This is a genomic window from Amaricoccus tamworthensis, assembly GCF_049800875.1.
Classification (GTDB): domain Bacteria; phylum Pseudomonadota; class Alphaproteobacteria; order Rhodobacterales; family Rhodobacteraceae; genus Amaricoccus; species Amaricoccus tamworthensis.
On sequence record NZ_JBNAFV010000001.1, the window covers coordinates 374,525 to 396,719 of the forward strand.

The 22,195-nt window shown below is 60.7% G+C and carries 26 protein-coding genes and 1 riboswitch; of the genes, 10 read left to right on the plus strand and 16 right to left on the minus strand.

What is annotated here, in order from left to right; translation table 11 throughout:
* Positions 1-8: 8 nt before the first annotated feature.
* A complete protein-coding gene (locus tag ACP15P_RS01810) occupies positions 9-1,172 on the plus strand; it encodes a mandelate racemase/muconate lactonizing enzyme family protein (RefSeq protein WP_424926779.1) in 1,164 nt (387 codons plus the stop codon).
* A 5-nt stretch (positions 1,173-1,177) separates the two neighbouring features.
* Here ACP15P_RS01810 and ACP15P_RS01815 read toward each other — a convergent pair whose 3' ends face one another.
* Positions 1,178-1,972 carry a M48 family metalloprotease gene (locus tag ACP15P_RS01815; RefSeq protein WP_424926780.1) on the minus strand — a complete coding sequence of 265 codons (795 nt, stop codon included), beginning with the start codon at positions 1,970-1,972 and terminating at the stop codon, positions 1,178-1,180.
* Between the two features lie 326 nt (positions 1,973-2,298).
* On the opposite strand from ACP15P_RS01815, the gene ACP15P_RS01820 reads away from it, so the two are divergent.
* From ACP15P_RS01820 to ACP15P_RS01830, 3 genes are all read left to right on the plus strand, one after another.
* Positions 2,299-3,501 carry an OmpA family protein gene (locus ACP15P_RS01820; RefSeq protein ID WP_424926781.1) on the plus strand — a complete coding sequence of 401 codons (1,203 nt, stop codon included), beginning with the start codon at positions 2,299-2,301 and terminating at the stop codon, positions 3,499-3,501.
* A 123-nt stretch (positions 3,502-3,624) separates the two neighbouring features.
* A complete protein-coding gene (gene ettA / locus ACP15P_RS01825; RefSeq protein ID WP_424926782.1) occupies positions 3,625-5,292 on the plus strand; it encodes an energy-dependent translational throttle protein EttA in 1,668 nt (555 codons plus the stop codon).
* Between the two features lie 4 nt (positions 5,293-5,296).
* Positions 5,297-6,106 (plus strand): hypothetical protein, encoded by an 810-nt coding sequence (locus ACP15P_RS01830; RefSeq protein ID WP_424926783.1) that lies wholly within the window; start codon positions 5,297-5,299, stop codon positions 6,104-6,106.
* Between the two features lie 188 nt (positions 6,107-6,294).
* On the opposite strand, the gene ACP15P_RS01835 is transcribed toward ACP15P_RS01830, so the two are convergent.
* Positions 6,295-6,606: a hypothetical protein gene (locus ACP15P_RS01835; RefSeq protein ID WP_424926784.1), complete on the minus strand. Its 312-nt coding sequence runs from the start codon at positions 6,604-6,606 to the stop codon at positions 6,295-6,297.
* Positions 6,607-6,645: 39 nt separating this feature from the next.
* Between ACP15P_RS01835 and ACP15P_RS01840 the strand changes: the two genes are divergently transcribed.
* Complete coding sequence (locus tag ACP15P_RS01840; RefSeq protein ID WP_424926785.1) at positions 6,646-7,248, plus strand: lipocalin family protein; 603 nt, start codon at positions 6,646-6,648, stop codon at positions 7,246-7,248.
* A 3-nt stretch (positions 7,249-7,251) separates the two neighbouring features.
* Here the strand turns inward: ACP15P_RS01840 and ACP15P_RS01845 are convergent, their stop codons facing one another.
* Positions 7,252-7,494: a DUF6868 family protein gene (locus tag ACP15P_RS01845; RefSeq protein ID WP_424926786.1), complete on the minus strand. Its 243-nt coding sequence runs from the start codon at positions 7,492-7,494 to the stop codon at positions 7,252-7,254.
* An 895-nt stretch (positions 7,495-8,389) separates the two neighbouring features.
* Between ACP15P_RS01845 and ACP15P_RS01850 the strand changes: the two genes are divergently transcribed.
* Together ACP15P_RS01850 and ACP15P_RS01855 are read left to right on the plus strand one after the other, a co-directional pair.
* Positions 8,390-8,599: a cold-shock protein gene (locus tag ACP15P_RS01850; protein WP_424926787.1), complete on the plus strand. Its 210-nt coding sequence runs from the start codon at positions 8,390-8,392 to the stop codon at positions 8,597-8,599.
* A gap of 188 nt (positions 8,600-8,787) precedes the next feature.
* Positions 8,788-9,102, plus strand: coding sequence for a DMT family transporter (locus tag ACP15P_RS01855; RefSeq protein ID WP_424926788.1), 315 nt, complete (start codon positions 8,788-8,790; stop codon positions 9,100-9,102).
* A 10-nt stretch (positions 9,103-9,112) separates the two neighbouring features.
* On the opposite strand, the gene ACP15P_RS01860 is transcribed toward ACP15P_RS01855, so the two are convergent.
* From ACP15P_RS01860 to ACP15P_RS01920, 13 genes are read right to left on the minus strand one after another with little or no spacing between them, the layout of a single operon-like run.
* A complete protein-coding gene (locus ACP15P_RS01860; protein WP_424926789.1) occupies positions 9,113-9,625 on the minus strand; it encodes a DUF3299 domain-containing protein in 513 nt (170 codons plus the stop codon).
* Positions 9,619-10,134: a DUF3299 domain-containing protein gene (locus ACP15P_RS01865; RefSeq protein WP_424926790.1), complete on the minus strand. Its 516-nt coding sequence runs from the start codon at positions 10,132-10,134 to the stop codon at positions 9,619-9,621. The genes ACP15P_RS01860 and ACP15P_RS01865 overlap by 7 nt, the downstream gene beginning before the upstream one ends.
* Positions 10,131-11,381 carry an ABC transporter permease gene (locus ACP15P_RS01870; protein ID WP_424926791.1) on the minus strand — a complete coding sequence of 417 codons (1,251 nt, stop codon included), beginning with the start codon at positions 11,379-11,381 and terminating at the stop codon, positions 10,131-10,133. The genes ACP15P_RS01865 and ACP15P_RS01870 overlap by 4 nt, the downstream gene beginning before the upstream one ends.
* Positions 11,378-12,073, minus strand: coding sequence for an ABC transporter ATP-binding protein (locus tag ACP15P_RS01875; protein WP_424926792.1), 696 nt, complete (start codon positions 12,071-12,073; stop codon positions 11,378-11,380). The genes ACP15P_RS01870 and ACP15P_RS01875 overlap by 4 nt, the downstream gene beginning before the upstream one ends.
* Before the next feature lie 2 nt (positions 12,074-12,075).
* Entirely contained in the window at positions 12,076-12,744 is a 669-nt protein-coding gene (gene zrgA, locus ACP15P_RS01880) for a zinc uptake protein ZrgA (protein WP_424926793.1), read from the minus strand.
* Between the two features lie 40 nt (positions 12,745-12,784).
* Positions 12,785-14,233 carry an ABC transporter ATP-binding protein gene (locus tag ACP15P_RS01885; protein WP_424926794.1) on the minus strand — a complete coding sequence of 483 codons (1,449 nt, stop codon included), beginning with the start codon at positions 14,231-14,233 and terminating at the stop codon, positions 12,785-12,787.
* A complete protein-coding gene (locus tag ACP15P_RS01890) occupies positions 14,230-14,592 on the minus strand; it encodes an ABC transporter permease subunit (protein ID WP_424926795.1) in 363 nt (120 codons plus the stop codon). Before ACP15P_RS01890 ends, ACP15P_RS01885 begins: the two co-directional genes overlap by 4 nt.
* Positions 14,571-15,047, minus strand: a complete 477-nt coding sequence (locus ACP15P_RS01895; protein ID WP_424926796.1) for a hypothetical protein — start codon at positions 15,045-15,047, stop codon at positions 14,571-14,573. Before ACP15P_RS01895 ends, ACP15P_RS01890 begins: the two co-directional genes overlap by 22 nt.
* Positions 15,044-15,982: an ABC transporter permease gene (locus ACP15P_RS01900; protein ID WP_424926797.1), complete on the minus strand. Its 939-nt coding sequence runs from the start codon at positions 15,980-15,982 to the stop codon at positions 15,044-15,046. Before ACP15P_RS01900 ends, ACP15P_RS01895 begins: the two co-directional genes overlap by 4 nt.
* Positions 15,970-17,475: an ABC transporter substrate-binding protein gene (locus tag ACP15P_RS01905; RefSeq protein WP_424926798.1), complete on the minus strand. Its 1,506-nt coding sequence runs from the start codon at positions 17,473-17,475 to the stop codon at positions 15,970-15,972. Before ACP15P_RS01905 ends, ACP15P_RS01900 begins: the two co-directional genes overlap by 13 nt.
* A gap of 16 nt (positions 17,476-17,491) precedes the next feature.
* Entirely contained in the window at positions 17,492-17,773 is a 282-nt protein-coding gene (locus tag ACP15P_RS01910) for a DUF6525 family protein (protein WP_424926799.1), read from the minus strand.
* Positions 17,773-18,387 carry a DUF1826 domain-containing protein gene (locus ACP15P_RS01915; RefSeq protein WP_424926800.1) on the minus strand — a complete coding sequence of 205 codons (615 nt, stop codon included), beginning with the start codon at positions 18,385-18,387 and terminating at the stop codon, positions 17,773-17,775. The genes ACP15P_RS01910 and ACP15P_RS01915 overlap by 1 nt, the downstream gene beginning before the upstream one ends.
* Entirely contained in the window at positions 18,384-18,509 is a 126-nt protein-coding gene (locus ACP15P_RS01920; RefSeq protein ID WP_424926801.1) for a hypothetical protein, read from the minus strand. The genes ACP15P_RS01915 and ACP15P_RS01920 overlap by 4 nt, the downstream gene beginning before the upstream one ends.
* 451 nt (positions 18,510-18,960) lie before the next feature.
* A riboswitch (cobalamin riboswitch) is annotated at positions 18,961-19,159 on the plus strand.
* Between the two features lie 104 nt (positions 19,160-19,263).
* Between ACP15P_RS01920 and nrdH the strand changes: the two genes are divergently transcribed.
* The 3 genes from nrdH to nrdE all read left to right on the plus strand — a co-directional run bounded on the left by nrdH (position 19,264) and on the right by nrdE (position 22,149).
* Positions 19,264-19,485, plus strand: a complete 222-nt coding sequence (nrdH, locus tag ACP15P_RS01925) for a glutaredoxin-like protein NrdH (protein WP_424926802.1) — start codon at positions 19,264-19,266, stop codon at positions 19,483-19,485.
* Between the two features lie 4 nt (positions 19,486-19,489).
* Positions 19,490-19,900, plus strand: coding sequence for a class Ib ribonucleoside-diphosphate reductase assembly flavoprotein NrdI (gene nrdI, locus ACP15P_RS01930; protein WP_424926803.1), 411 nt, complete (start codon positions 19,490-19,492; stop codon positions 19,898-19,900).
* Between the two features lie 116 nt (positions 19,901-20,016).
* A complete protein-coding gene (gene nrdE, locus ACP15P_RS01935; RefSeq protein WP_424926804.1) occupies positions 20,017-22,149 on the plus strand; it encodes a class 1b ribonucleoside-diphosphate reductase subunit alpha in 2,133 nt (710 codons plus the stop codon).
* Positions 22,150-22,195: the final 46 nt, after the last annotated feature.

The following is a 22,195-nucleotide window of genomic DNA, read 5'->3' on the forward strand; positions in this document are numbered from 1 at the left end:
GCGTGCCTATGCGTATCATTGATATCTGCGAGATCACAAAACCGATCTCCTCACCCATCCGCAACGCCTACATCGACTTCAGCAAAATGACCGCGAGTCTCGTGGCGGTGGTGACGGACCAGACACGCAACGGCAGACGTGTTGTAGGTTACGGGTTCAATTCCAACGGACGCTATGGCCAGGGCGGGCTGATCCGGGAGCGGTTTCGCGACCGCATCCTCGAAGCCAACCCGGAAAGCCTCGTCAGCGATGACGGCACCAATCTTGATCCCCAAAAAATCTGGGCGGCCATGATGCGGAACGAAAAGCCTGGCGGACATGGTGAGCGGTCGGTGGCCGTTGGCACGATTGACATGGCGGTTTGGGATGCGGCGGCGAAGATTGAGGAGAAGCCGCTGTTTCGGCTTCTGGCGGAGCGAAAGGGCGTTGAGGCCAATCCGCGTGTCTTCGTCTATGCGGCTGGTGGCTACTACTACCCTGGCAAGGATGACAGCGCGCTGCGGGCGGAAATGCGCAGCTATCTCGACCGGGGTTACACCGTGGTCAAAATGAAAATCGGGGGTGCGCCGATTGATGAGGACCGGCGGCGGATCGAGGCGGTGCTGGACGAGATTGGTGACACCGCGCAGCTTGCCGTCGATGCAAACGGGCGGTTTGATCTGGATACGGCCATCGCCTACGCCAAAATGCTGCGGCAGTATCCCCTGTTTTGGTACGAGGAAATCGGGGATCCGCTCGACTATCAGCTTCAGGCGGTGATGGCGGGGTATTATCCGGGGCCGATGGCCACGGGGGAGAACCTGTTTTCCCATCAGGACGCACGAAATCTGCTGCGCTATGGTGGGATGCGGCCGGACCGGGACTGGCTGCAGTTCGACTGCGCGCTGTCCTATGGGCTGGTGGAATACCTGCGCACGCTGGATGTGCTCGATGAGGCCGGATGGTCACCGAAACGATGCGTTCCCCATGGCGGCCACCAGATGTCACTGAATATTGCCGCGGGTCTGAGGCTTGGCGGGAATGAGAGCTATCCGGACCTGTTTCAGCCCTATGGCGGCTTCCCCGACGGGGTGAAGGTCGAGGACGGGCATATCACAATGCCCGACCTTCCCGGTATCGGTTTCGAAGGGAAATCCGACCTGATCAGCGTGATGCGGGATCTGGCCGAATAAACCGTTCAGAAGATCCCGTCCGCATAGGCCGGTTTGGGTACGAGACCCGCGGCCTGCTGCCGCCTGATTTCATCCGTGGCGCGGGCGACAAGCTGTCTGCGCTGCGGTGAGGCCGGGTGCGTGGACAGGAGCGTGCCACCCGCGGATGAGGCAAGCGCGGGGCGTCCGAAGATCTGCGCGCCACGTTCCGGGTCGTAGCCTGCCCGGGCAGCTATGAACGCGCCCAGCCAGTCGGCCTCCAGCTCATAGGTCTGACTGTAGGCGCGGCCTGCGACACTGGCGCCGATATTCATGGCCTGTTCGATGTTTTCCTGCGTGGCATAACCACCACCGGCCACCGCAGTGATCCCACCAAGGAGAATGGCTCCCAGAACCTGGTTTTGCTGCTGCTTGGGAATGTGCGTGGCGATGTGGTGCGCGGCCTCATGCGCCAGAACCATCGCGATTTCGTCGTCCGAGCGCATCTGCTGAAGCAGCGTATCGGTCATGATCACGAGCGGCCGCCCGTCGTCACTGAGGGTCTGGAAAGCGTTGGGTGGCGCGTCGGGGTCGGTGATGTATTCGAACCGGAAGTTGCAGTAGGTCCGCGACGCGTTTGGCGCCTCCTCACGGCAGAGGGCCTCGGCCGCCGGTTTGATCCGTTGGCGCACCTGCGCGTAATGTGAACGGTTGCGGCTGGACCCCGCCTCGACCGGTGCATTGGCCGCGGTACCTGCGGGGCCGGTTCCGGGGACGTCATAGGTTGTGCCGCAGCCGGCAAGTGCCACCACAAATCCCAGGGCCGGAATGACTGTTTTCATGTGTGTCGCATCCTGTTTTTACTGTGTGAGACTGCCGGAACGGACCGGAAAATGTCCAGTTCACAACTTCGCCAGATGCGTTTTACATCCCGTCGCGGGCCTCACGGTTCCGGTCGCTGAAACCGCAACCGTACCGATTGGTTCCGGATTTGAGGCGACCGCGACCCGATTACTACTGTAATTGTGGCACATAGAGCACAGAATTCCGGCAGTTTTCCCCCGGACGCCACCCCGGCGCGTTCTTTCTTGCCTGAGATTCCGCGGAAGTATTAAGAAAATATTAAAACAATAGACATTCGAGCGCCAGAAAAACGAGCGGGGCAGCCATGAACAACGAAACACGAAAAAAACTGTCCTATGCAGCGGTCGCCGGTTTTGTAGCGGGAGCCGGAGCCATCGGTCTATCAACCAAAGCGGGACTTGCCCCCTGGGCCGAGCCGGAGGCGGTTGAGACCGCGGGTATCGGTGGAGCCGGCCAGATCGACGAAACCATTCAGGGCCAGGAAACCGAAATCGAAAGCCTGCAGGCCGAGATTGCAGGGCTGAACGACCGGATCACCGAACTCACCGAAAGCCTTGCGGCCCGTGAGGAGGAAATTGCTCAACTCTCAGGTTCGTCCGCGGACGGAGACCCGGCAGCGGCGGATCCGGAAATGCTTTCCGAGTTTTCCAATGAGATCGAAAGCCTTCGCGCGGTGGTTGCGGAGCGGGACAAAACCATCGAGGAACTAAACCTCGCACTGGGCGAGACGGAAACCGCTGACGGCGAAACGGTCGACCTGGAGGCGACGCTTGCGGAGCGGGATCGGGAGATTTCAGAGCTTCGCACCGCAATGACGGACCTGGAGCGGGAAATCGAAACGCTCAAGGACGCGTCGACCGATTTCCAGGATGTCGCCATCATTGAGCGTGATGCGAAGATCGAGGAACTGACGCTCGAACTGACCGGGATGCAGACCGAGCTTGATGATCTCAAATCCGGTGCGGTGCAGATGAACATCGCCGCAATTGACGCAACGGGCGAGAAACTGAACGGCGACATGCCCGCCTCCGCATCGATTGTGAACTTCTCCAGCGCGGCGCCGGAAAAGACTGTTGAGGCGCTGCAGTCGCAGATTTCGCGTTTTGAAAATGCACTGGCCGCGATCAAGGCCACGACGGCTCCGGATGAGGGCGCCCCTACCCCGCCGATTTCCGAGATCCATTTTGAGACCAACAGCTCGAAACTGACCACCGGTGGACAGGCCCGCACGATGGCGGCGGCGCAGGCCATTCTCGACATGGATTTGGAGAAGGTGAAGGTCTTCGGTCACACGGACACGGTGGGCAGCGCGGAATACAATGCCCGCCTGTCGAAGGCCCGTGCGGAATCCGTTCGTGACGCGCTGATTGAGGCCGGTGTTGCGCCGGAGACGATTGAGGTTGCGGGACTGGGGGAAACCCCGGACGTTCTGCCGATTTCCACGAGCGATGGCGTGTCGGAACCGCTCAACCGGTGCGTCGGGATTTACCCGGCGTCCGCGGGCTGATCCGCGCGGCGGTATTTGACGTGGCCTGACCGCCCCTCATCGCCTGATCTCTCATTCCCGATTGCGGCCTCCGCGCGCAAACGTTAGATACGCGCTGAATTCACACGCACGCGGAGCATGGTCATGGCCACCCCTCAATACGTTTTCCACATGGACGGGCTTTCGAAAACCTATCCAGGCGGCAAAAAATGCTTTGAGAACATACGCCTGTCATTCCTGCCGGGCGTGAAAATCGGCGTGGTCGGCGTCAACGGTGCCGGTAAATCGACGCTGCTGCGCATTATGGCGGGCGTGGACAAGGATTTTCAAGGTGAAGCCTGGGCGGCGAAGGGCGTGCGGCTGGGATATCTCAGCCAGGAGCCGGTGCTGGATGACAGCCTGACCGTGCGGGAAAACGTCATGCAGGGCGTGGCGGAGAAGCAGGGCCTGATCACCCGCTTCAACGAAGTCGCCATGAAGGTGGCCGAGGAGTATTCCGACGAGCTGATGGAGGAGATGACCACCCTCCAGGACCAGATCGACGCGCAGAACCTGTGGGATCTGGATGCGCAGGTGGATATTGCCATGGAGGCGCTGCGCTGCCCCGAGGATGACGCGGACACGTCGAAACTGTCGGGTGGTGAGCGGCGGCGTGTGGCGCTGTGTAAACTGCTGCTTGAAGCGCCGGATATTCTGCTGCTCGACGAGCCGACCAACCACCTGGATGCAGAAACCATTGCCTGGCTGCAGAAGCACCTGATCGAGTACAAGGGTACGATCCTGATCGTCACCCATGACCGCTACTTCCTCGATGACATCACGGGCTGGATCCTGGAACTCGACCGTGGCCGGGGCATTCCCTATGAGGGCAACTATTCCTCGTGGCTGGAACAGAAGGCGAAACGCCTGGAGCAGGAAGCCCGCGAGGACAAATCGAAACAGAAAACCCTGGAGCGCGAGCTTGAGTGGATCCGCCAGGGCGCTAAGGCACGGCAGGCGAAGCAGAAGGCGCGTATCAACGCCTATAACGACCTGGCCGCACAGAGCGAGCGGGAGAAAATCACCCGTGCCCAGATCGTCATTCCAAACGGGCCGCGGCTTGGGTCGAAGGTCATTGAGGTTGAGGGCATCTCGAAGCATTTCGGGGACCGGCAGCTGATTGATGATCTCAGCTTCTCCCTGCCCCCGGGTGGTATTGTCGGTGTGATCGGGCCGAACGGTGCGGGTAAAACGACGCTGTTTCGGATGCTGACCGGCCAGGAACAGCCCGATGCGGGTGAGGTCAGCTATGGCGACACCGTGAAGCTGTCCTATGTAGATCAGAGCCGCGATAAGCTGGACGACAAAAAGACCGTCTGGGAGGAGATTTCGGACGGGAACGACATCATCAAGCTGGGCGATGCGGAGGTGAACTCACGCGCCTATTGCGGAGCGTTCAACTTCAAGGGTGGTGACCAGCAGAAGACCATGAACCTGCTCTCGGGCGGAGAGCGCAACCGGGTGCACATGGCAAAGCTGCTGAAGGAAGGCGGCAACGTTCTGCTGCTCGACGAGCCGACCAACGATCTGGACGTGGAAACCCTGCGGGCTCTGGAAGACGCCATTACGGATTTCGCGGGTTGTGCGGTTATCATTTCGCATGACCGGTTTTTCCTCGACCGCCTGTGCACGCATATCCTCGCCTTTGAGGGGGATGCACACGTGGAGTGGTTTGAGGGCAACTTCGAGGATTACGAGGCGGACAAGATTAAACGTTTGGGCCCGGATGCGGTGGAGCCGAAGCGGATCAAGTATAAGAAGTTTGCGCGGTGAGAAAATGTCAGAAGAATTTAAAAAGTTTGCTTTTGAAACGCCTCTATACTCCGATTTGCCACTGCCAAGCGATTTCAACTTAGCCGCGATTCTACTAGGTTGTGTCGGCTGTCGTGTTGACGGCCATTGCCCGTACTGCGGGCAAACCAGCACATTTTTTGTACAAAAAAAAATTAGCAAGTACGATAGTTATGGTGGTACTTGGGATGAAAAATTAGAATACAATGCGGTAGTAAAATTTCACTTTCGGGAAATGATTTGCGCGCGCGATCCTGATCACCAAATTAGGTATTGGTTCAGAATTCATCACTCAGATGGTGACGAGTATTTTTTGACAAAAACGGGTCAGTTTCCGTCGTTGGCAGACGTAGCGAACGATGAGGCTCGAAGCTACCGCGAAATTTTGTCTAAAGAAGATTCATCCGAACTTCACAAAGCAATCGGATTGGCCGCACATGGCGTCGGCATAGGTTCCTTCGTCTACCTGCGGCGCATTTTCGAAAGACTCGTAAATGGACGATTTAACGAGTTTAAAGAATCCGAAAATTGGGATTACCAAGAATTTCGATCACTCCGTATGGACCAAAAGGTTGAACTCCTGAGGGAACATATCCCTCCCTTTCTTTATGACAATAGACGTCTATACTCTGTTTTGAGCAAAGGGATCCATGAGCTTTCAGACGAACTTTGCCTGCAGGCCTTTGAACCTATCAAACTATCAATAAAAATTGTTTTAGAAGAAGATAAAAAGAAACAAGAGGAATTGGAACTACGTTCGAAGGCGGCGGCAGCGATAGCAAGTTTCCAATCCTAAAACAGCTGGCATTGCAGTTAACTCAGGCATCGACACATTAATCGGCCGACACCATTTTTTGCATAATATTGAACTTCAACCCTCCGCCCGGCGTCAACGCCGGGCAGCGCCCGACCCTCCCCCAGGAGGGCGCTTTCGCACCCACCAGGGTCAGGCGCTGCCCTCGGGGATGAGTGGAGGCGTTTGGGTCAGATCAGTTCGACCGCATTTCTCACTTCCGCCACCACGGCGCCGCGCATTTCGCCTGTCAGCCTGAACCCGTCATTGGCCTGAATTTTGCCACGGACCTGTTCGATCAGGTGCATGGCGTTGTCGCGCGTGCGCTGGTCCGGCCACTCGCTGATGGCGGCGCTCGTCCGGTCGCTGGTGCGGATCACCGTGACCCGTGTGGCGCCCATCTCAATCAGGGCAGGCATGCGGTGTTCGCGCACGTTGCGCAGGTTGGTGTCCCAGTCGGACCCGTCGGACAGTTCCCTGGTGGTAATCGTCATGTAGCTCATAGCGTTTCCTCCCTTCCGCTGACCGGTATCATAGCACAGATGCAGAGAAATATCGCCCTCGCGGCGCGGCTGCGCTATGATCGCGGCGCACCAAACGGAGAGGGAGACCAGATGATGCGCACCACGGCCCTGATGCTGCTTTGCGGGACACTTGCCGCCTGTTCCACATCCTATCGCGATACGGACCAGCCGATTGTGGCGCAGCAGGATTTTGACGCGGAACGCTATCTGGGGCTGTGGTATGAGGTCGCGCGGTTCCCGGTGTTTTTCGAGGAGGACTGTACCGCCACCACCGCCGAATACGGGCCGGTGGATGAGGACACGATCAGCGTGCTCAACACCTGCCGCGATGAGACGCCGGATGGCCCGGTCGAGCAGATCTCGGGTACGGCCGACATCGTGGCGCCGGGGCAGCTGAAGGTGAAGTTTGACGGCATACCGTTTGCGGCCGGGGATTACTGGGTGCTGTGGGTGGATGAGGCCTATGAGACCGCCGTGGTCGGTGTACCGTCGGGCAATGCGGGCTGGATCCTGGCACGGTCGCCGTCCATTGACGCGGCGCGGCGGGCAAAGGCGGAGGATGTGCTGGCGGGGAATGGCTACGACCCGTCGCAGCTCTACGATGTGCCGCACGCGGAATAGGGATCAGAAGACGATCTTCAGCGCCAGCCACGGTGCGATGTTGAAGATCATGATGCCAAGCTTGTACCGGCTCAGGTAGTCCATGTCGTACCGTGGCCAGTCCTCTGCCGGTACGCCGGTCATCCATGCCTGCAACCGGTAGATCCGGTCCCGGCCAATGATAATGAAAAGCGCGGCCCAGAGGTAAATGGCGAGGTTGATGACCGTCATCCACCCAAAGACCGCGGTCAAATTTTGAACGTCCATCCCTTCCCCCCCTGTTACCGGATCGGCGATATGCCTCACGCCAGTCTACAGGGTCCGCCCGGGTCCGGGAAGCGGGACGAGAGAAGTGTTACATGCGGGGTCGAAGAGCTCTCATAACGACGCCCAATCCGTGAACCGCCAGGTGGGCGGGAAATACGGTCCGGGTTTCGGGCGTTTGGGTTTGGCCTCTTTCGACCTGCGTGGCATGTGTCCTCTCCATTTTACCCGGCGGGGATGCCGTCGCGGGTCCTCCGCGGGGCTTGCCAACCGCCATGTGGATGAACGCAGGCACGGGCGCATGGTTCCATGCTGATCGGGATCGAAGGAGCGATTCGCGGAGTCTTCACGGGTGGGGTCGCTCGCAATACGCCAAAATGTGTTGAGGCATTGGTTTCCGCCCGTCCCATTTTCGCCGTGGCGGGGTGATAAGGGTTGGATTATCGAGGTTTCCGTGGTGGTCAAATCCGTGACGGGGCAGCATAGTGACAGACCTCCGGCCTTCGGCGGCGCGGAGTTGATAGAACTGGCAAATGGTCAGGAGTGGCCCCGGTCACTTTTTATTTCTGCATTTCAGGCGCTTGAAATACTTATCGCACAAAACTGACAGGCTCGATTATGGCCGGCAAAATACCGCCGAGCCTTCTATTTAACGGGTTTTTGCAATGCCTGTCAGCCTGCAACGATTCCGGATTTTCCACAGGATAAGGAATAAAAATTTCATAAACACAACTCACGGTTTTTCTTGCAATTCAACCGCACACGCCCCATATCTCGCACTGCTACGTTACCAAATCTACACTGTCTCCTATACGGCTTCAGCGACTGATTTTGCTCTGACAAGCCGGGCTGTCGCACGATGCGGGCAGCAGAAACTATACTGTTAGGAGATCTCACGATGGCCAAAGGCACCGTGAAATGGTTCAATTCCACCAAAGGCTTCGGCTTCATTCAGCCCGAGGGCGGCTCGAAGGACGTATTCGTCCACATTTCGGCTGTTGAGCGCGCTGGTCTGACCGGCCTCGCCGACAACCAGAAAGTTGAGTACGAACTCGAAGCAGGCCGTGACGGCCGCGAGTCCGCGACCAACCTGTCGCTGGTCGACTGAACCTGACTGGGGCGCTTTCGCGCCACCACGATGCTGATGGATGCGCCTCCCCGGGGGCGCATTTTTATTTGGGCGGTTGTCGACCCCTGGCCTTGCCATGGGCGCGGCATTGTCCCATTTCATTCCCGAACGGGGACGACCCCGTTTCGCTGAATTCATACCGGGACGACCCGAACATGGAGTGAAACATGTCCTGGGTCATACTGTTTTTTGCCGGTCTTCTGGAAATTGTCTGGGCCTTTGCGATGAAGGAATCGCAGGGCATGACGCGGCTTCAACCCACCGTCATTATGATTGTCGGCATGATCGGATCGTTTGGCCTTTTGGCCGTCGCCATGCGCAGCCTGCCCCTGGGGACGGCCTACATGATTTGGACCGGTATTGGGTCGGTAGGAGCGTTTGCTGCGGGTGTCTGGTTTCTGGGTGAGGCCCTGACGGTGCAGAGGGTAGTTGCCGCACTTCTGATTGTCGCGGGCATGCTGCTGATGAAGTTTTCGCACTGAGAACCGGCGGTTACCGGCGATACGGTACGACGGTTTCCGCCGCGAGGGCATATCCGACATTCGCCAGTTCCGTTGCAGTCGAGACGGTCCCGAACAACCCGGTGACGGTCGCCGGGTCGAACATGGTATCCGCCTCATAGGGCTCCTCGGTGGTGACGAGAACGAGCTGATTGGCGGGCGGTGGTGGCACGTGAATGCAGGCGCCGACAAATGGCGCGAGCATGAAGGCCTTAAGCCCGGTCCCGTCGAAATCCAGCGGCACGATAAACCCGGATATGCGCACCGTTTTGCCATTCCAGTCCGTGCGGACGCCGCTCGAGGGAGGCTGACGCGACGCCATTGCGTTTTCGTCATGGGGCAGCAGCCCTTGGATCTCGGGCGGGATCCACGTTTCGCCCTCCGGGATCAGGTCACTCCACTCCAGATCGATGACGTCCGACGCAACCACCCTGCCCGGCCCCAGACCGGCAAATCCCGCGAGACCCGCACACATGGCCCGTCGGGAGAGGCCAGTTTTCACCACTCGTAGATCTCGATCTCATTGGCGCTGATCTCGTAACCGGTTTCCGCCAGTTCCGTGGAATTGAGCTGCGCGCTCATCCGGCCAAGCACCCAGACCGCATCCCAAAGGCTGTCCGATGGCCACGGGTCCTCTGTCGTGACAAACACGAGCTGGTTTGGCGGCGGGGGAGGCACATGAATACAGGCACCGACATAGGGCACGAGGATAAAACTGGTCACCCCGTCCGAGCCCATGTCCAGCGGAACGATATAGCCGGGCAGCTTGACATCCGCCCCGTCGAGCTCCGGGTTCAGCTTCGTCGCATTTGCGTCGAATATCGGGGCCCAGGTGTCATTGACCTGATCAATCTCTCCCTCTCCGATGATCTCGGAATAGGGAACACCGGGAGGAATGAGATCCTCCCAGGTGATTTCACGGTAAGTGTTGGGCCATGCGTTAGCGGGCGCGAATGCGGCCGCACCCGTCAGCCCGATGAACCGCCTGCGCGGCATGTGCAAAAAGTGGGTCATGTCCTTACCATCATACCATCCGCAAGCGAGAGTCGGTAGGCCCTGAGCGCCGGTAAAAGCCCGGCCAACGCAGCCACGCCGACAACCGCCAGCAGGGTCCAGAGTTCCCGCACGGTGGGCGCTTCAATAGGCAGCCAAAGGCCAAATGCCGCATCAACCCAGGGCCGCGCCGCCACCAGACCCAAATAGAGCAGGACAAAGCCCAGCACCGCTCCGGCGGCCGCTATCAGCATGGCCTCCAGAACCAACAGCCCGAGGATCACGGCGGGCCGTGCGCCCATCGCGCGCCAGATGGCCATTTCCCGGCGACGCTCGTTGAGGCTGGAGAAGATCATCGCCATCATTCCGAGCAGCGCAGTCACCACCACCATGGCCGATACACCCACCAGCGCGGTTTCAGCGACGCCGACGATCTGCCACAGTTCCTGGAGCGCGACGCCCGGCAGGATGGCGAGAAGCGGCTCCTCCGGGTACTCGTTGATCCAGCGTTGAAGACCGAAGATTTGAAGCAGGTTTTCCACGCCAACCATGGCGGCTGTAATGCCCGTGGGCGTCAGATCCATTTGCCGGATCCGTTCAACCGGGGTGGTGCGACCGGGGATTTTGGCGCCGGATTTCCAGTCCACATGGATGGCCTCGATGGCCTCCAGACTCACGATGACCGTCCGGTCCACCGGCGTTCCGGTTCGCTCAACAATGCCAGCCACGCGGAACGGTTGATCGTCATGGTCCGAGAATGATGCGAGGCCGTGCGAGACCACGATGGGATCGCCCACCGTATAGCCAAGGGCATCAGCCACCTCGGCCCCGATCACGGCGTCGTAGAGGTCGTCCAGCCCATGACCCGTTCCGATTTCAAGCGCGCGGTCGCCACGGTAGCGGTAGTGATCGAAAAAGCCCTGGGTTGTCCCCATGACGCGAAACTGCCTGTGACTGTCGCCAAGGGAGATCGGCACGATCCAGTCGACTTCAGGGCGGGAGGCGATGTCCTGATAGCTCTCCCATGTCACGTTGTTGGTGGCGTTGCCGATGCGGAAGACGGAGTAAAGCAACAGCTGCACCGACCCGGACCTTGCGCCAACGATGAGGTCAGTGCCGGAAATCGTGTCAGCGAAACTCGCACGGGCGCCGGTGCGGACCTTCTCCACGCCGAGGAACAGCGCGACGGAGAGAGCAATGGCGAGCACGGTCATGCCCACGGTCAGCGCCCGCGCCATAAGTGAGCCAACGGCGAGGCGCAGGATCATGCGGCCTCCCGCATGGTGGAGACCACGTCCTCAAGCCGGATCACCCGGTCGAACCTGTCGCCGAGGCGCTCGTCATGGCTGACCATCAGGAGCGATGAGTTTGCCTCGGTGACCTGTTCAAAGAGAAGCGCGAGGAAGGTGTCCTGCGTCGCGGCATCGAGGGCGGATGTCGGTTCATCCGCAACGATCAGAGGCGGCGAGCCGATCAGGGCGCGGGCCACCGCCACGCGCTGCTGCTGGCCCACGCTGAGTTGCCCGGCGGGGGTGTTGGAAACCCCGTCTGGCAGGCCAAGCGCGGCGCAGAGCCGTTTGGCCTCCGTCGTCCCGTTGCCGGCTCGCGTCCGTCTTTCCGGGGCAAAGCGCAGGGGAAGGAGAATGTTGTCGATTACGCGGGCGTAGGGGAGCAGATTGAACTGCTGGAAAATGACACCGATCCGCTCCGCCCGGAACCGGTCGCGGGCTCCGGCCCGCATGGCGCCGATATCCACATCCCCGTGGTGAACCTTGCCCTGATCCGCAGCAACAATGCCACAAATCAGGGAAAGTAGCGTGGATTTTCCTGAGCCGCTCGCCCCCAGCAACAGTACGCTTTCCCCTCTGGCCACCTCAAAGGATGGGCAGCGGAGGGCAAAGCCACCCCTACCCGGCCAGGCAAAGCTCACGTTGCTCAAGGAAACGGCGCACCCGGTCATCGTCAGTTGAGGTTCAAAACCGCGGCATCCCGCCCGATTTCCGCCGCACCAGCACCGGTTTCGGTCACGAACTGCGCCTCAATTTCCTGAGCGTTTTCGAAGGTGCCAAAGAACGGCAGTTCAATGGTGGTCAGTTCCTCGGGATGCTCGCAAACGAAGCCGTAGGTCATGTGGAATTCGCTGTGGACCGCGCCTTCCTCGTGTTCATGTTCATGATCGTGCTCGTCATGATCATGCTCATCCTCATGGTCGTGATCATCCCCCTCGTGGGCGTGTTCCTCATGGTCATGATCATCGTGATCGTGGTCGTCATGGCCATGGTCATGTTCCTCATGCTCATCGCCGTGATCATGCGCGCCGGAATGGAGATGGGCCAGAACCCCGGTCAGGCGGCATTCAGAGGCCTCGGGCAGAGTGATGACATTTTCGGGCACCACGAGGGTACGGATCGCGGCCGCCAGGGTTTCGCGGTCCTCAACCGACACCGCTTCATGCTCGAAACCGACAATGTCCGCACCTGGCGACAGCAGAACGATCTGAAGCTCACCGTGGTCAACGGCCAGCTCCAATTTGCTGACGCCGTGAACATGCGCGTCCATTTCGCGGGTTTCCTGGGCCGAAAGCGGCAGCGCAACCGTGGAAGCGAGCAGCGCGAGGCTGATGGTTTTCATGGTGATTCCTTTCCTGCGTATTTGAACTGGCTGAAACATTTCACTGCAACACCGATGCCGCACACGCTTCCGGGAATTGCAGGGAATTTTCATCCACCTCCCCCATTTGCAGCGCGTCATCGGCGGTATTCCGGATCAGGGCGCGATCATGGCTGACCAGCATCACGGCGACGCCGTCCTGGTCGGCAACCCCTGTCAAAAGCGAGATGACCCTGGCCTGCGTGATCGGGTCGAGCCTTGAGGTCGGCTCATCGGCAAAAATGAAGCTGGGGCGCATAAGCAAAACCCGCAGCAGCGAAAGGCGCTGCAGTTCTCCACCCGATACCGCGTCCGGGCGACGGTCAAGCAGCTTCGGGGCCAGCCCAAGCCGGTCCATCAGGGCGTCAATCACGTCGGTCGCGCGGCCCGACAGGCGCGCCACATCCTCAATCGACTGGCGCAGGGTGCGGCGGCGTGGAAAGGCCGAGACCGGGTCCTGGTAGAGTTTCTGAAATGCGGTGGGCGCGTCGCCGGCTCTGCGACGCACGCTTCCCTGCATCGGTTTGGCGAGACCGAGCAAAACGTCACCGAACGACGATTTGCCGCAGCCGGACGGACCGGTCACGCCGAAGACGCTACCCTGCCGCACTGAAATGCTGAGATCGCGGAACAGCATCTTTCCGCCCCGCGCCAGGCTCAGCCCGCTGCCAGAGACCACCGGATCACCACCGGCATTGCCCTTGTCGCGTGGGGTCCAGTGTTCGGGGTCGGCCGCGATCAGTTCGCGCGTATAGGCCTGTGCCGGTGCGGCGAAAACCTGTTCCGTTGCGCCGCTTTCGACAATCTCACCGGACCGCAGCACGATCACCTGTCCACCGATGCGACGCGCGAGGGCCAGGTCATGGGTGATGACCAACAGGCCACCGCTCTCCCCCATTTCCGAAAGAAGCAGATTGGCGACGCTGTCGCGCCGGGCGGCGTCCAACCCCTTTGTGGGCTCATCGGCAATGATGATTTTGGCGCCACCGGCCCTGGCCGCAGCAATCGCTACACGCTGGGCCATGCCTCCGGACAGATCGTGCGGATAGCGCCGTCCCGCGTCCGCGAGGTCGAAGGCGGCGAGGTCCGATGTGGCTCTCTCCGTGGCACCCCGTCGGTTCAGGCCACGGACCAGAACATGGCTCTCCGCGATCTGCTCACTGGCCCGCATGAGCGGATCCAGTGACAGCCACGGTTCCTGCGGAAGGACACCGATCTCGCGCCCCCAGAGGCCACGGAAACCTGCGGGATCCGACGCATTCAACACGCGCCCACTGACGGCAACCCGGCCGGATGCCTTTAAACCGGCAGGCAACGTGCCCATCAGAGCCTGCGCCATCAGGCTCTTCCCGGACCCGGTTTCCCCCAGAATGATCAGGGGTTCGCCCGGCACAAGGTCAATCGACAGGGGTGACAGCAGACGCTCATCACCATCCGCGACGGAAATGTCCTTCGCTTTCAAAAGGCTCATGTCTCTCGGCTCCCGGCCAGAAGTGTAAGGCCCAGCAGCAGGGCAAATGTCGCAAGGACCGGCGAAAGAAGCGCCAGCGGTGCCTCTCGCCAGTACGGCAACAACTCGACCATCATCAGCCCAAGTTCCGGCGTTGGCGCGCGCATGCCCACATGGACAAAACCAAGAGCGGCAATGGCCATAATCGCGGTTGCGGCCCCAAAGGCGGCGGCGGTCAGCATCATGGGAGCGATTTCCGGCCAGACATGGACACGGAAAATGTAGGGCGCCCGAAACCCCAGCAGCCTGGAGGCCTGCACGGCCGGTAAGGCAAGGGTTTCGCGGGAGGCGGCGCGGGTCAGACGTAGAACTCCACCCACAGAACAAGAGACAGGCCAATCCAGAACCCGGTCGCGGTGCCCGGCACCATGGCCAAAACGATCAGCACCAGCAAAAGACCAGGCAGGGCCAGCAGCGCGTCCGCCAGCATCACCAGAATGCGGTCAATCCAGCCTCCCCGCGTGGCGGCCAAAGTGCCAAGGGTCAAACCGGCCGCTCCGGCCGTCACGACAGCTGCCAGCGCGATCAGGGGCGAAAGCCGTAGCGCGTGGGCAAGTCGGTGGTAGACGGACCGCCCCAGGTGATCGTAGCCCAGCGGTGCAGCGGGCTCGGGCCCGCCAAGCGCGTTGATCAGCGACTGCGCAAAGGGATCACCAGGCACGACAACGGGGCCAAAAACGGCAAAGCAGGCGACCAGAAACACGAGAGCAACGCCGACCATGCGCGATGGCGACCGGGACGACCCACGTGCGGTGGAAAGCTCCATCATGCTCATGCCGCCACCCTCGGGTCGATGCGGCGAACGGCAAGGTCGATCACTGCATTCACCAGTACGAAGCCAAGCCCAAGAACCAGAGCGGTGCCCTGCACCATCGGAACATCCCGTGAGAAGATCGCGTGGACAAGGGCATGCCCAATTCCTGGCCAGCCGAACACGGATTCGACGACAATCACGCCCTCCACCAGGGTGACGAACTGGAGCCCAAGATAGGTGATCAGAGGAACGGAGACGTTGCGCAGCCCGTGCCGCATCAGCGTCTCCCGCTCCGTCAGTCCTTTCCACTGGGCAAAGCGCCAAAATGGCATATCGGCGATGCGGGCCATCGCGTCCCGTGCGATACGGGCGTTGACCGCCGCGAGGCCCAGCGCGAGCGTCAGGCTCGGCAAAATGAAATGCCTCAGCTCGCCATGCCCCGCAGCGGGCAGCCAGCGAAGTTGCACGGCGAGGACGACGATCAGCACAAGGGCCATAAGAAACTGTGGTACGGCCTTCAGTCCCGTCGACACCACCAGAAGCGTCCGGTCCAGCGCGCCACCGGCCCGAAGGCCCGCAAGTATGCCAAGGGGAGGTCCGATCAGGAGGGACAAAACCACCGCCGAGAGGGCGAGAGCGGCTGAAGCCCCAAGCTGGTGCGCGATCTCCTCAATCACCGGCTGGCCGGTGACGAGCGAGTTTCCGAAATCGAGGCGCATCAGATCACCCAGCCACTGCATCAACGCGGGCAACGCCGGACCGCCAAGACCCAGTTCCACACGCACCGCATCGGCGGCAGCGGCATCGACGTTGTCGTATCCGTACCGGCCGGCAGCGATCCGCCAGGCCGCGTCCCCCGGCAGGCTGCGCATCATGGCAAATGTTGCTGTCCCGATCAGAACCGCAACCATGACCGCCTGAACCAGCCGGGAGGCCAGTGCATTCATTCCGCCCATCTCATCTCCTGGAGGCCAAAGCTGCGCTCGAAGGGATCGATCTTCGCGCCGGTCACGCTGTCGGACACCGCGAGGGTCTGCTGGTACCAGGCGATCGGGATAACGGGCAGATCGTTCTGAAGGATGGCACTCGCCTTTTCCCGGTCGAGGTTATCGCCCTCTCCCCGTGCAATGCCCCGGACGAGGCCGGCGAATTTGTCGTCCTGCCAGTTCATGGCACCCCAGTCGCCATTACCGACAAAATCGGAAAGAACCGTCCCGATGGGATCAGGGATCAGTGAGAAGTTGCGCGCAATCAGGCCGAGATCGAGCGAGCCGTCCTGATGACCCGAGGGAATTTCCGAGGAATTGGTTACGTTGATGATCATCTCGACCCCGATAGCCCGGAACTGCTGCTCAAGAACCGCAGCCACCAGCGGAAGCTCCGGACGGTCGGGATAGGTCGTCAGGGTCACCGTAAACCGTTCCCCGTCCCGCGTGCGGATGCCATCGGAACCGACGACCCAGCCAAGCCTGTCGAGGATTTCCTGTGCCGCGGCCACGTCATAAGCAAGCGGCTCCAGCTCATCGCTGTGCCAGCCGGCGACAGAGGGCGGGAACAACTGGTCCGCGCCTTCAGGGTAACGCAGCACGGCTTTCGCAATGCCCTCACGGTCGATGGCGAGGCTGAGGGCCTGACGCGCCTGCGGATCGGCAAGGTAGGGATGGCCCGCATTGACCTTGATCAGGAGCGTGCGGGGAATGGCAACGGACAGAACCTCGACGTCATCCAGCATGCCGAGGCGCGATACGCTGGCCGGATCGAGCCCGAACACGAAGTCGGCATCGCCCGATTCCGCCATCAACGCACGGGTCTCCACGCGGCTGACACCGGAATAGCTGACATCGGAGATCTTTGGGGCCTCACCCCAGTAGTCCGCAAAAGCCGTGGCATCGAGGCTCAGGGGCGGTTCCATGGCCGTGATCCGGTAAGGCCCCGTGCCAATTATCTCGATCCCGGCACCATCGGGTCCGTAGGATGCCGGTGCGAGGATCTGGGACCGGAACTCCGCGAGGTAGGCGGGCAAGGCGGCAAAGGGCTCGGAAAGCGTGATCTCAACTTTTCCGTCGCCAGCGGTGATGCCGGTCACCGGCAGTGTGCCGAACGGGCCAGGTTTGTTCCTGGCGATTTCAAGGGCATTGACGGCGGTATCCGCCGTCATTGGGGTGCCGTTATGGAAAACCACATCGTCACGCAGATCGAAGGTCCATGTCAGGCCGTCATTGGAAACCGACCAGACGGTGGCAAGACCGGGGGTCAGTTGCCCGTCCGTACCCGCGTTGACCAGGGTCTCAGTCACACCCATCCTGGTGAAGATGTATCCGGAGGTTGAGGGTTCCGGCCCCTGGATCTCGAACTGCGCGGCGACGTCGAGCCTGTCATCCGACTGGGCCTGTACGGACACCGTCGACAGCGCCAGTGCGGCGGTCATGGCGAGGAATTTTCCGATCATCGTGATCATCCTGTTTTCAAGAGTCGTGATCCGGGCGGTTCCCGGAGCGTTTCGCGGTCTCGCGGGCGAGTGTGGTTGCCTGTGCGTGGTCGAGCTTGGCCAAAATAGCCTCGACGCTCTCCCCTCTGGCACGTTCCCGTTGCCAGATCCTGCGGCAGCTTGCCGGCGACCAGGGAAGAGCGGCCTGGGCGAGCCAGCCGCGAAGTGGTGGCGGCAGGGCGTCGTAGGTCCGCATGGGATCCCCTGACCGCCTGCGACGCGGCGCACGTGTTTCGCCAAGGTTGGATTTGCGCGCCATCAGGCCGTCCCCGCGTGGTCCACCGGATCAATCACGACGGCCAGCCGGGTGCCGCCGGCGTCTTTCGGAGGCGAGCGGTGAACGATCGCCGCCAGTTCACGACCGGGCCACAGCGCCCCGCGGAAAACCCCGACCCGCCCGCGTCTCATACGATGAACCGTTTCGGGCTCGCCGGAGGGCTGAAGCGGCCCGTATTCGGTTCCTGGTCCGCGCAAAGTGCAAAGCAGCCGACCCTGTACGGCGTCCACATGCCATTTCGGACAGGGTTGGCCCTCGGCGACCTGAATGCGGATCTCCAGCATGGGGGACGCAAAAACGGCCATGGCATGGGAGGCAAGTTCACGGATCTCAGTAGCGAGATCAGTGGCAATTTCGTCCGCGCCCGCATCCTCGCATGCCTCAAGCACGGCGCGACGGACCTGTGACACCGCCAGCCTGCGACGCATCACCGGCAAATTGTCGGGCGGCAGGCTGTCCAGCGCATTTGCGAGATGATCCGGGAGGGCACGGTCCCACAACGCCAGTGAGACACCTTTCATGCCCAGGGTTCGCAGGACTTTCGGATCGTCACTGCTGTTCATCGCGGTCGCTATCGCGGGCGGAACGGTGGTCATGGACGCACCTTTTGGGTTGGCGCGCCGTTGAATGCCTGGCCCTGCGCCAAAATCAGGTTTTCGACGGGTGCCGCCCGGCGACGGCTTCCCGCCTGCACAAGCCGTCCGTTGTGGATGAACATGGAAAAATTCCTTCGTTCCCGGAAGCGGAGGCGACCGGGTCAATGGGGTTTCGGTTTCAGGGGATGCGTCAGGCAAAGGGACCTGATCAGCCGTTACGTCAGCGCCTCACAACTATCCTTTTTTCCCTCAGCAAATGGCCCACGTAACGCAGTTCACGCGGTCCGGCAGCGTTGGAGGAGCCGACGGCGCGAGGGGTTCAGCAGACCTTCCCGGCCAGCGGCTCCAAACTGATGTAATGTTATATCATATCAAGTTTTGGCCGCAACCCTCCCCGACAATTCGGGGGAGGTTCGGGGGCAATATTCAATTGACCTGTTCCGGGAATCCCTTCAGAGAGGCAACTCCTCCAAATCATGAGTTTCGGCTATGCACGCTATACGTGTGCAATTAAAATGCGTTCAATTTTGAAGAAACTCAAATCCATATATTGACACACACCCACCCCAAACCCCAATATGCAGATGCTTTGGTGCTCACGACTCGCGTCGGGGGCTAAGAGGGAAACCGGTGCGGTCTTTGGGTCAAATCCGGTGCTGCCCCCGCAACTGTAGACGGCAAGCAGGGCTGAAACGCCACCGGTTCCACCCCGGGAAGGCCAGCCAGGCGGCGAGCCGTGAGCCAGGAAACCTGCCAGGGCGCAAATGATGACGACCGACGGCGGAGGGCCCTGGGGCGCGCACACGCGGGACGGATGGATGGATCATCCGGCGACGCGGTGTCCCTGGTCCGAAGGACAGGAAAAGGCACAGAGCAATGACAATCACAGTTTATTCCAAACCGGCCTGCGTACAGTGCACGGCGACCACCCGCGCCCTTGAGGCAAGCGGCCTGAGCTTTGAGGTAGTGGACCTCACGGGCGATGCCGATGCCATGACGCGCGTCACCGAACTGGGCTACCGCCAGGCTCCGGTTGTCATCGCCGGAGAATCGCACTGGGCCGGTTTCCGTCCCGACCTGATCGCCGGCCTGGCCTGACACAATGGCGCGTCTCGTGTTCTTCTCCTCCGGCTCGGGCAATACGGCGCGTTTCGTCTCTGCCCTCGACATGTCTGCGGCCCGCATTCCCGTCAGCCCGAAGGACACGATGCCCGAACCCGACGCGCCCTATGTCCTGGTATGTCCGACCTATGCCGATGGCGAGGGGCGCGGCGCGGTACCAAAACAGGTGATCCGCTTTCTCAACGATCCCCTGCGCCGCGGTCTGCTGCGCGGGGTGATTGCAGGCGGCAACCGCAATTTTGGCGCGACGTTTGCCCTGGCCGGGCGGGTCATCTCCCAAAAATGTTCGGTGCCCCTGCTTCACCGGTTTGAGCTTGCGGGCACCGGAAACGACGTGGCCGTCGTCCGGTCCGGACTGAAAGCCTTCGCCCCGTTTCAAACCGCCGCCTGACACCAACACGATGATGACAGCGCCTTCCCTCGCTCACACCAGACAAAGCTCCACCACTGACGACCGGCACCGCCATTCTGCCGGGGTCGTTCACCTGACAGAGGAACCCCGAAACAATGCTTGATGCGGAACTGACCCCGACACCCGATTTTCACGCGCTCAACGCGATGCTGAACCTCTATGATGGCGATGGACACATCCGCTTCGACGCAGACCGCCTTGCGGCACGGCAGTATTTTCTGCAGCATGTGAACCAGAACACGGTATTCTTTCACTCGCTCGACGAAAAACTCGGATACCTGGTTGATGAGGGCTATTACGAGGTCGAGGTGCTCGACCAGTATTCCCGCAACTTCCAGCGCAAGATCTGGGACGCGGCCTACGCGAAAAAATTCCGCTTCCCGGCGTTCCTCGGCGCGTACAAGTACTACACCTCCTATACCCTGAAGACCCGCGACGGTCAGCGCTACCTCGAACGCTACGAGGACCGGGTCGTGATGGTGGCCTTGTCCCTGGCGCGCGGCGACGAGGCGCTGGCGATGCGTCTGATGGAGGAAATCATCTCGGGCCGCTTCCAGCCCGCCACGCCAACCTTCCTGAACGCGGGCAAGAAGAGCCGCGGTGAACTGATTTCCTGTTTCCTTCTCCGTATGGAAGACAACATGGAATCCATCGGCCGGGCCATCAACTCGTCACTCCAGCTGTCCAAACGCGGCGGCGGCGTGGCCCTGATGCTGACCAACATCCGGGAGCACGGCGCACCTATCAAGGGCATCGAGAACCAATCCTCCGGTGTCATCCCGGTGATGAAGCTGCTGGAAGACAGCTTTTCATACGCCAACCAGCTTGGTGCGCGCCAGGGTGCGGGCGCAGTGTACCTCAACGCCCACCATCCCGACATCCTGCGTTTTCTCGACACCAAACGCGAAAATGCCGACGAGAAGATCCGCATCAAGACCCTGTCGCTTGGCGTGGTGATCCCGGACGTGACCTTTGAGCTGGCGAAGCGCAACGAAGACATGTACCTGTTCTCGCCCCACGACGTTGAGCGGGTCTATGGCAAGCCGTTCTCGGAAATCTCCGTGACCGAAAAATACGAGGAGATGGTTGACGACCGTCGCATCCGCAAGCGGAAGATCAACGCTCGTGCCTTCTTCCAGACGCTGGCGGAAATCCAGTTCGAATCCGGCTACCCCTACATCATGTTTGAGGACACGGTGAACCGCGCGAACCCCATCGACGGGCGCATCTCCATGTCCAACCTCTGCTCGGAAATCCTTCAGGTCAACGAAGCCTCGCGCTTCAATGACGACCTGAGCTACGACCATCTCGGCACGGACATTTCCTGCAACCTCGGCTCGCTCAACATTGCGGCAACCATGGACAGCCCGGATTTCGGTGCGACCGTTGAAACGGCCATCCGCGCCCTCACTGCCGTGTCGGAAATGTCCGCCATCGACAGCGTACCGTCCATCCGGCGCGGCAATGATGAGGCGCATGCCGTTGGCCTCGGTCAGATGAACCTGCACGGTTTCCTGGCCCGCGAGAGCATCCATTACGGCAGCGAAGAGGGCATCGACTTCACCAGCTGCTATTTCGCCGCCATTACATACCACGCCATCCGCGCCTCCAACGCTCTGGCGCGGGAACACGGGCATAGTTTCAAGGGATTTGAGAAGTCCAAATATGCGGACGGCTCATTCTTCGACAAATATACAACTCGCGACTGGCTGCCCGAAACCGATGCCATCCGCGCTTTGTTTGAGCGCTTGAACGTGACGCTTCCGACGCGGGAGGAATGGTCCGAACTTAAGCAGGCGGTGATGAGGGATGGGCTTTACAACCGCAACCTTCAGGCCGTGCCGCCGACCGGGTCGATCAGCTACATCAACAACTCGACCTCCTCCATCCACCCGATCGTGTCGAAAATCGAGATCCGCAAGGAGGGCAAGATCGGGCGCGTCTACTATCCCGCGCCGTTCATGAACAACGACAATCTCGACTATTACCGGGACGCCTATGAGATCGGACCGGACGCCATCATCGACACCTATGCCGCCGCGACCGAGCATGTGGACCAGGGTCTCTCCCTGACCCTGTTCTTCCCGGCAGAAGCCACGACGCGGGACATCAACCGCGCACAAATCCGCGCCTGGAAGAAGGGCATCAAAACCATCTACTATGTGCGGCTCCGCCAGACGGCCCTTGAGGGCACGGAGGTTGAGGGCTGCGTTTCCTGTACCCTCTGATACCGTCGCCCCCGCTCCACCCCGCACTCCGATCCGCCAGAAAGTA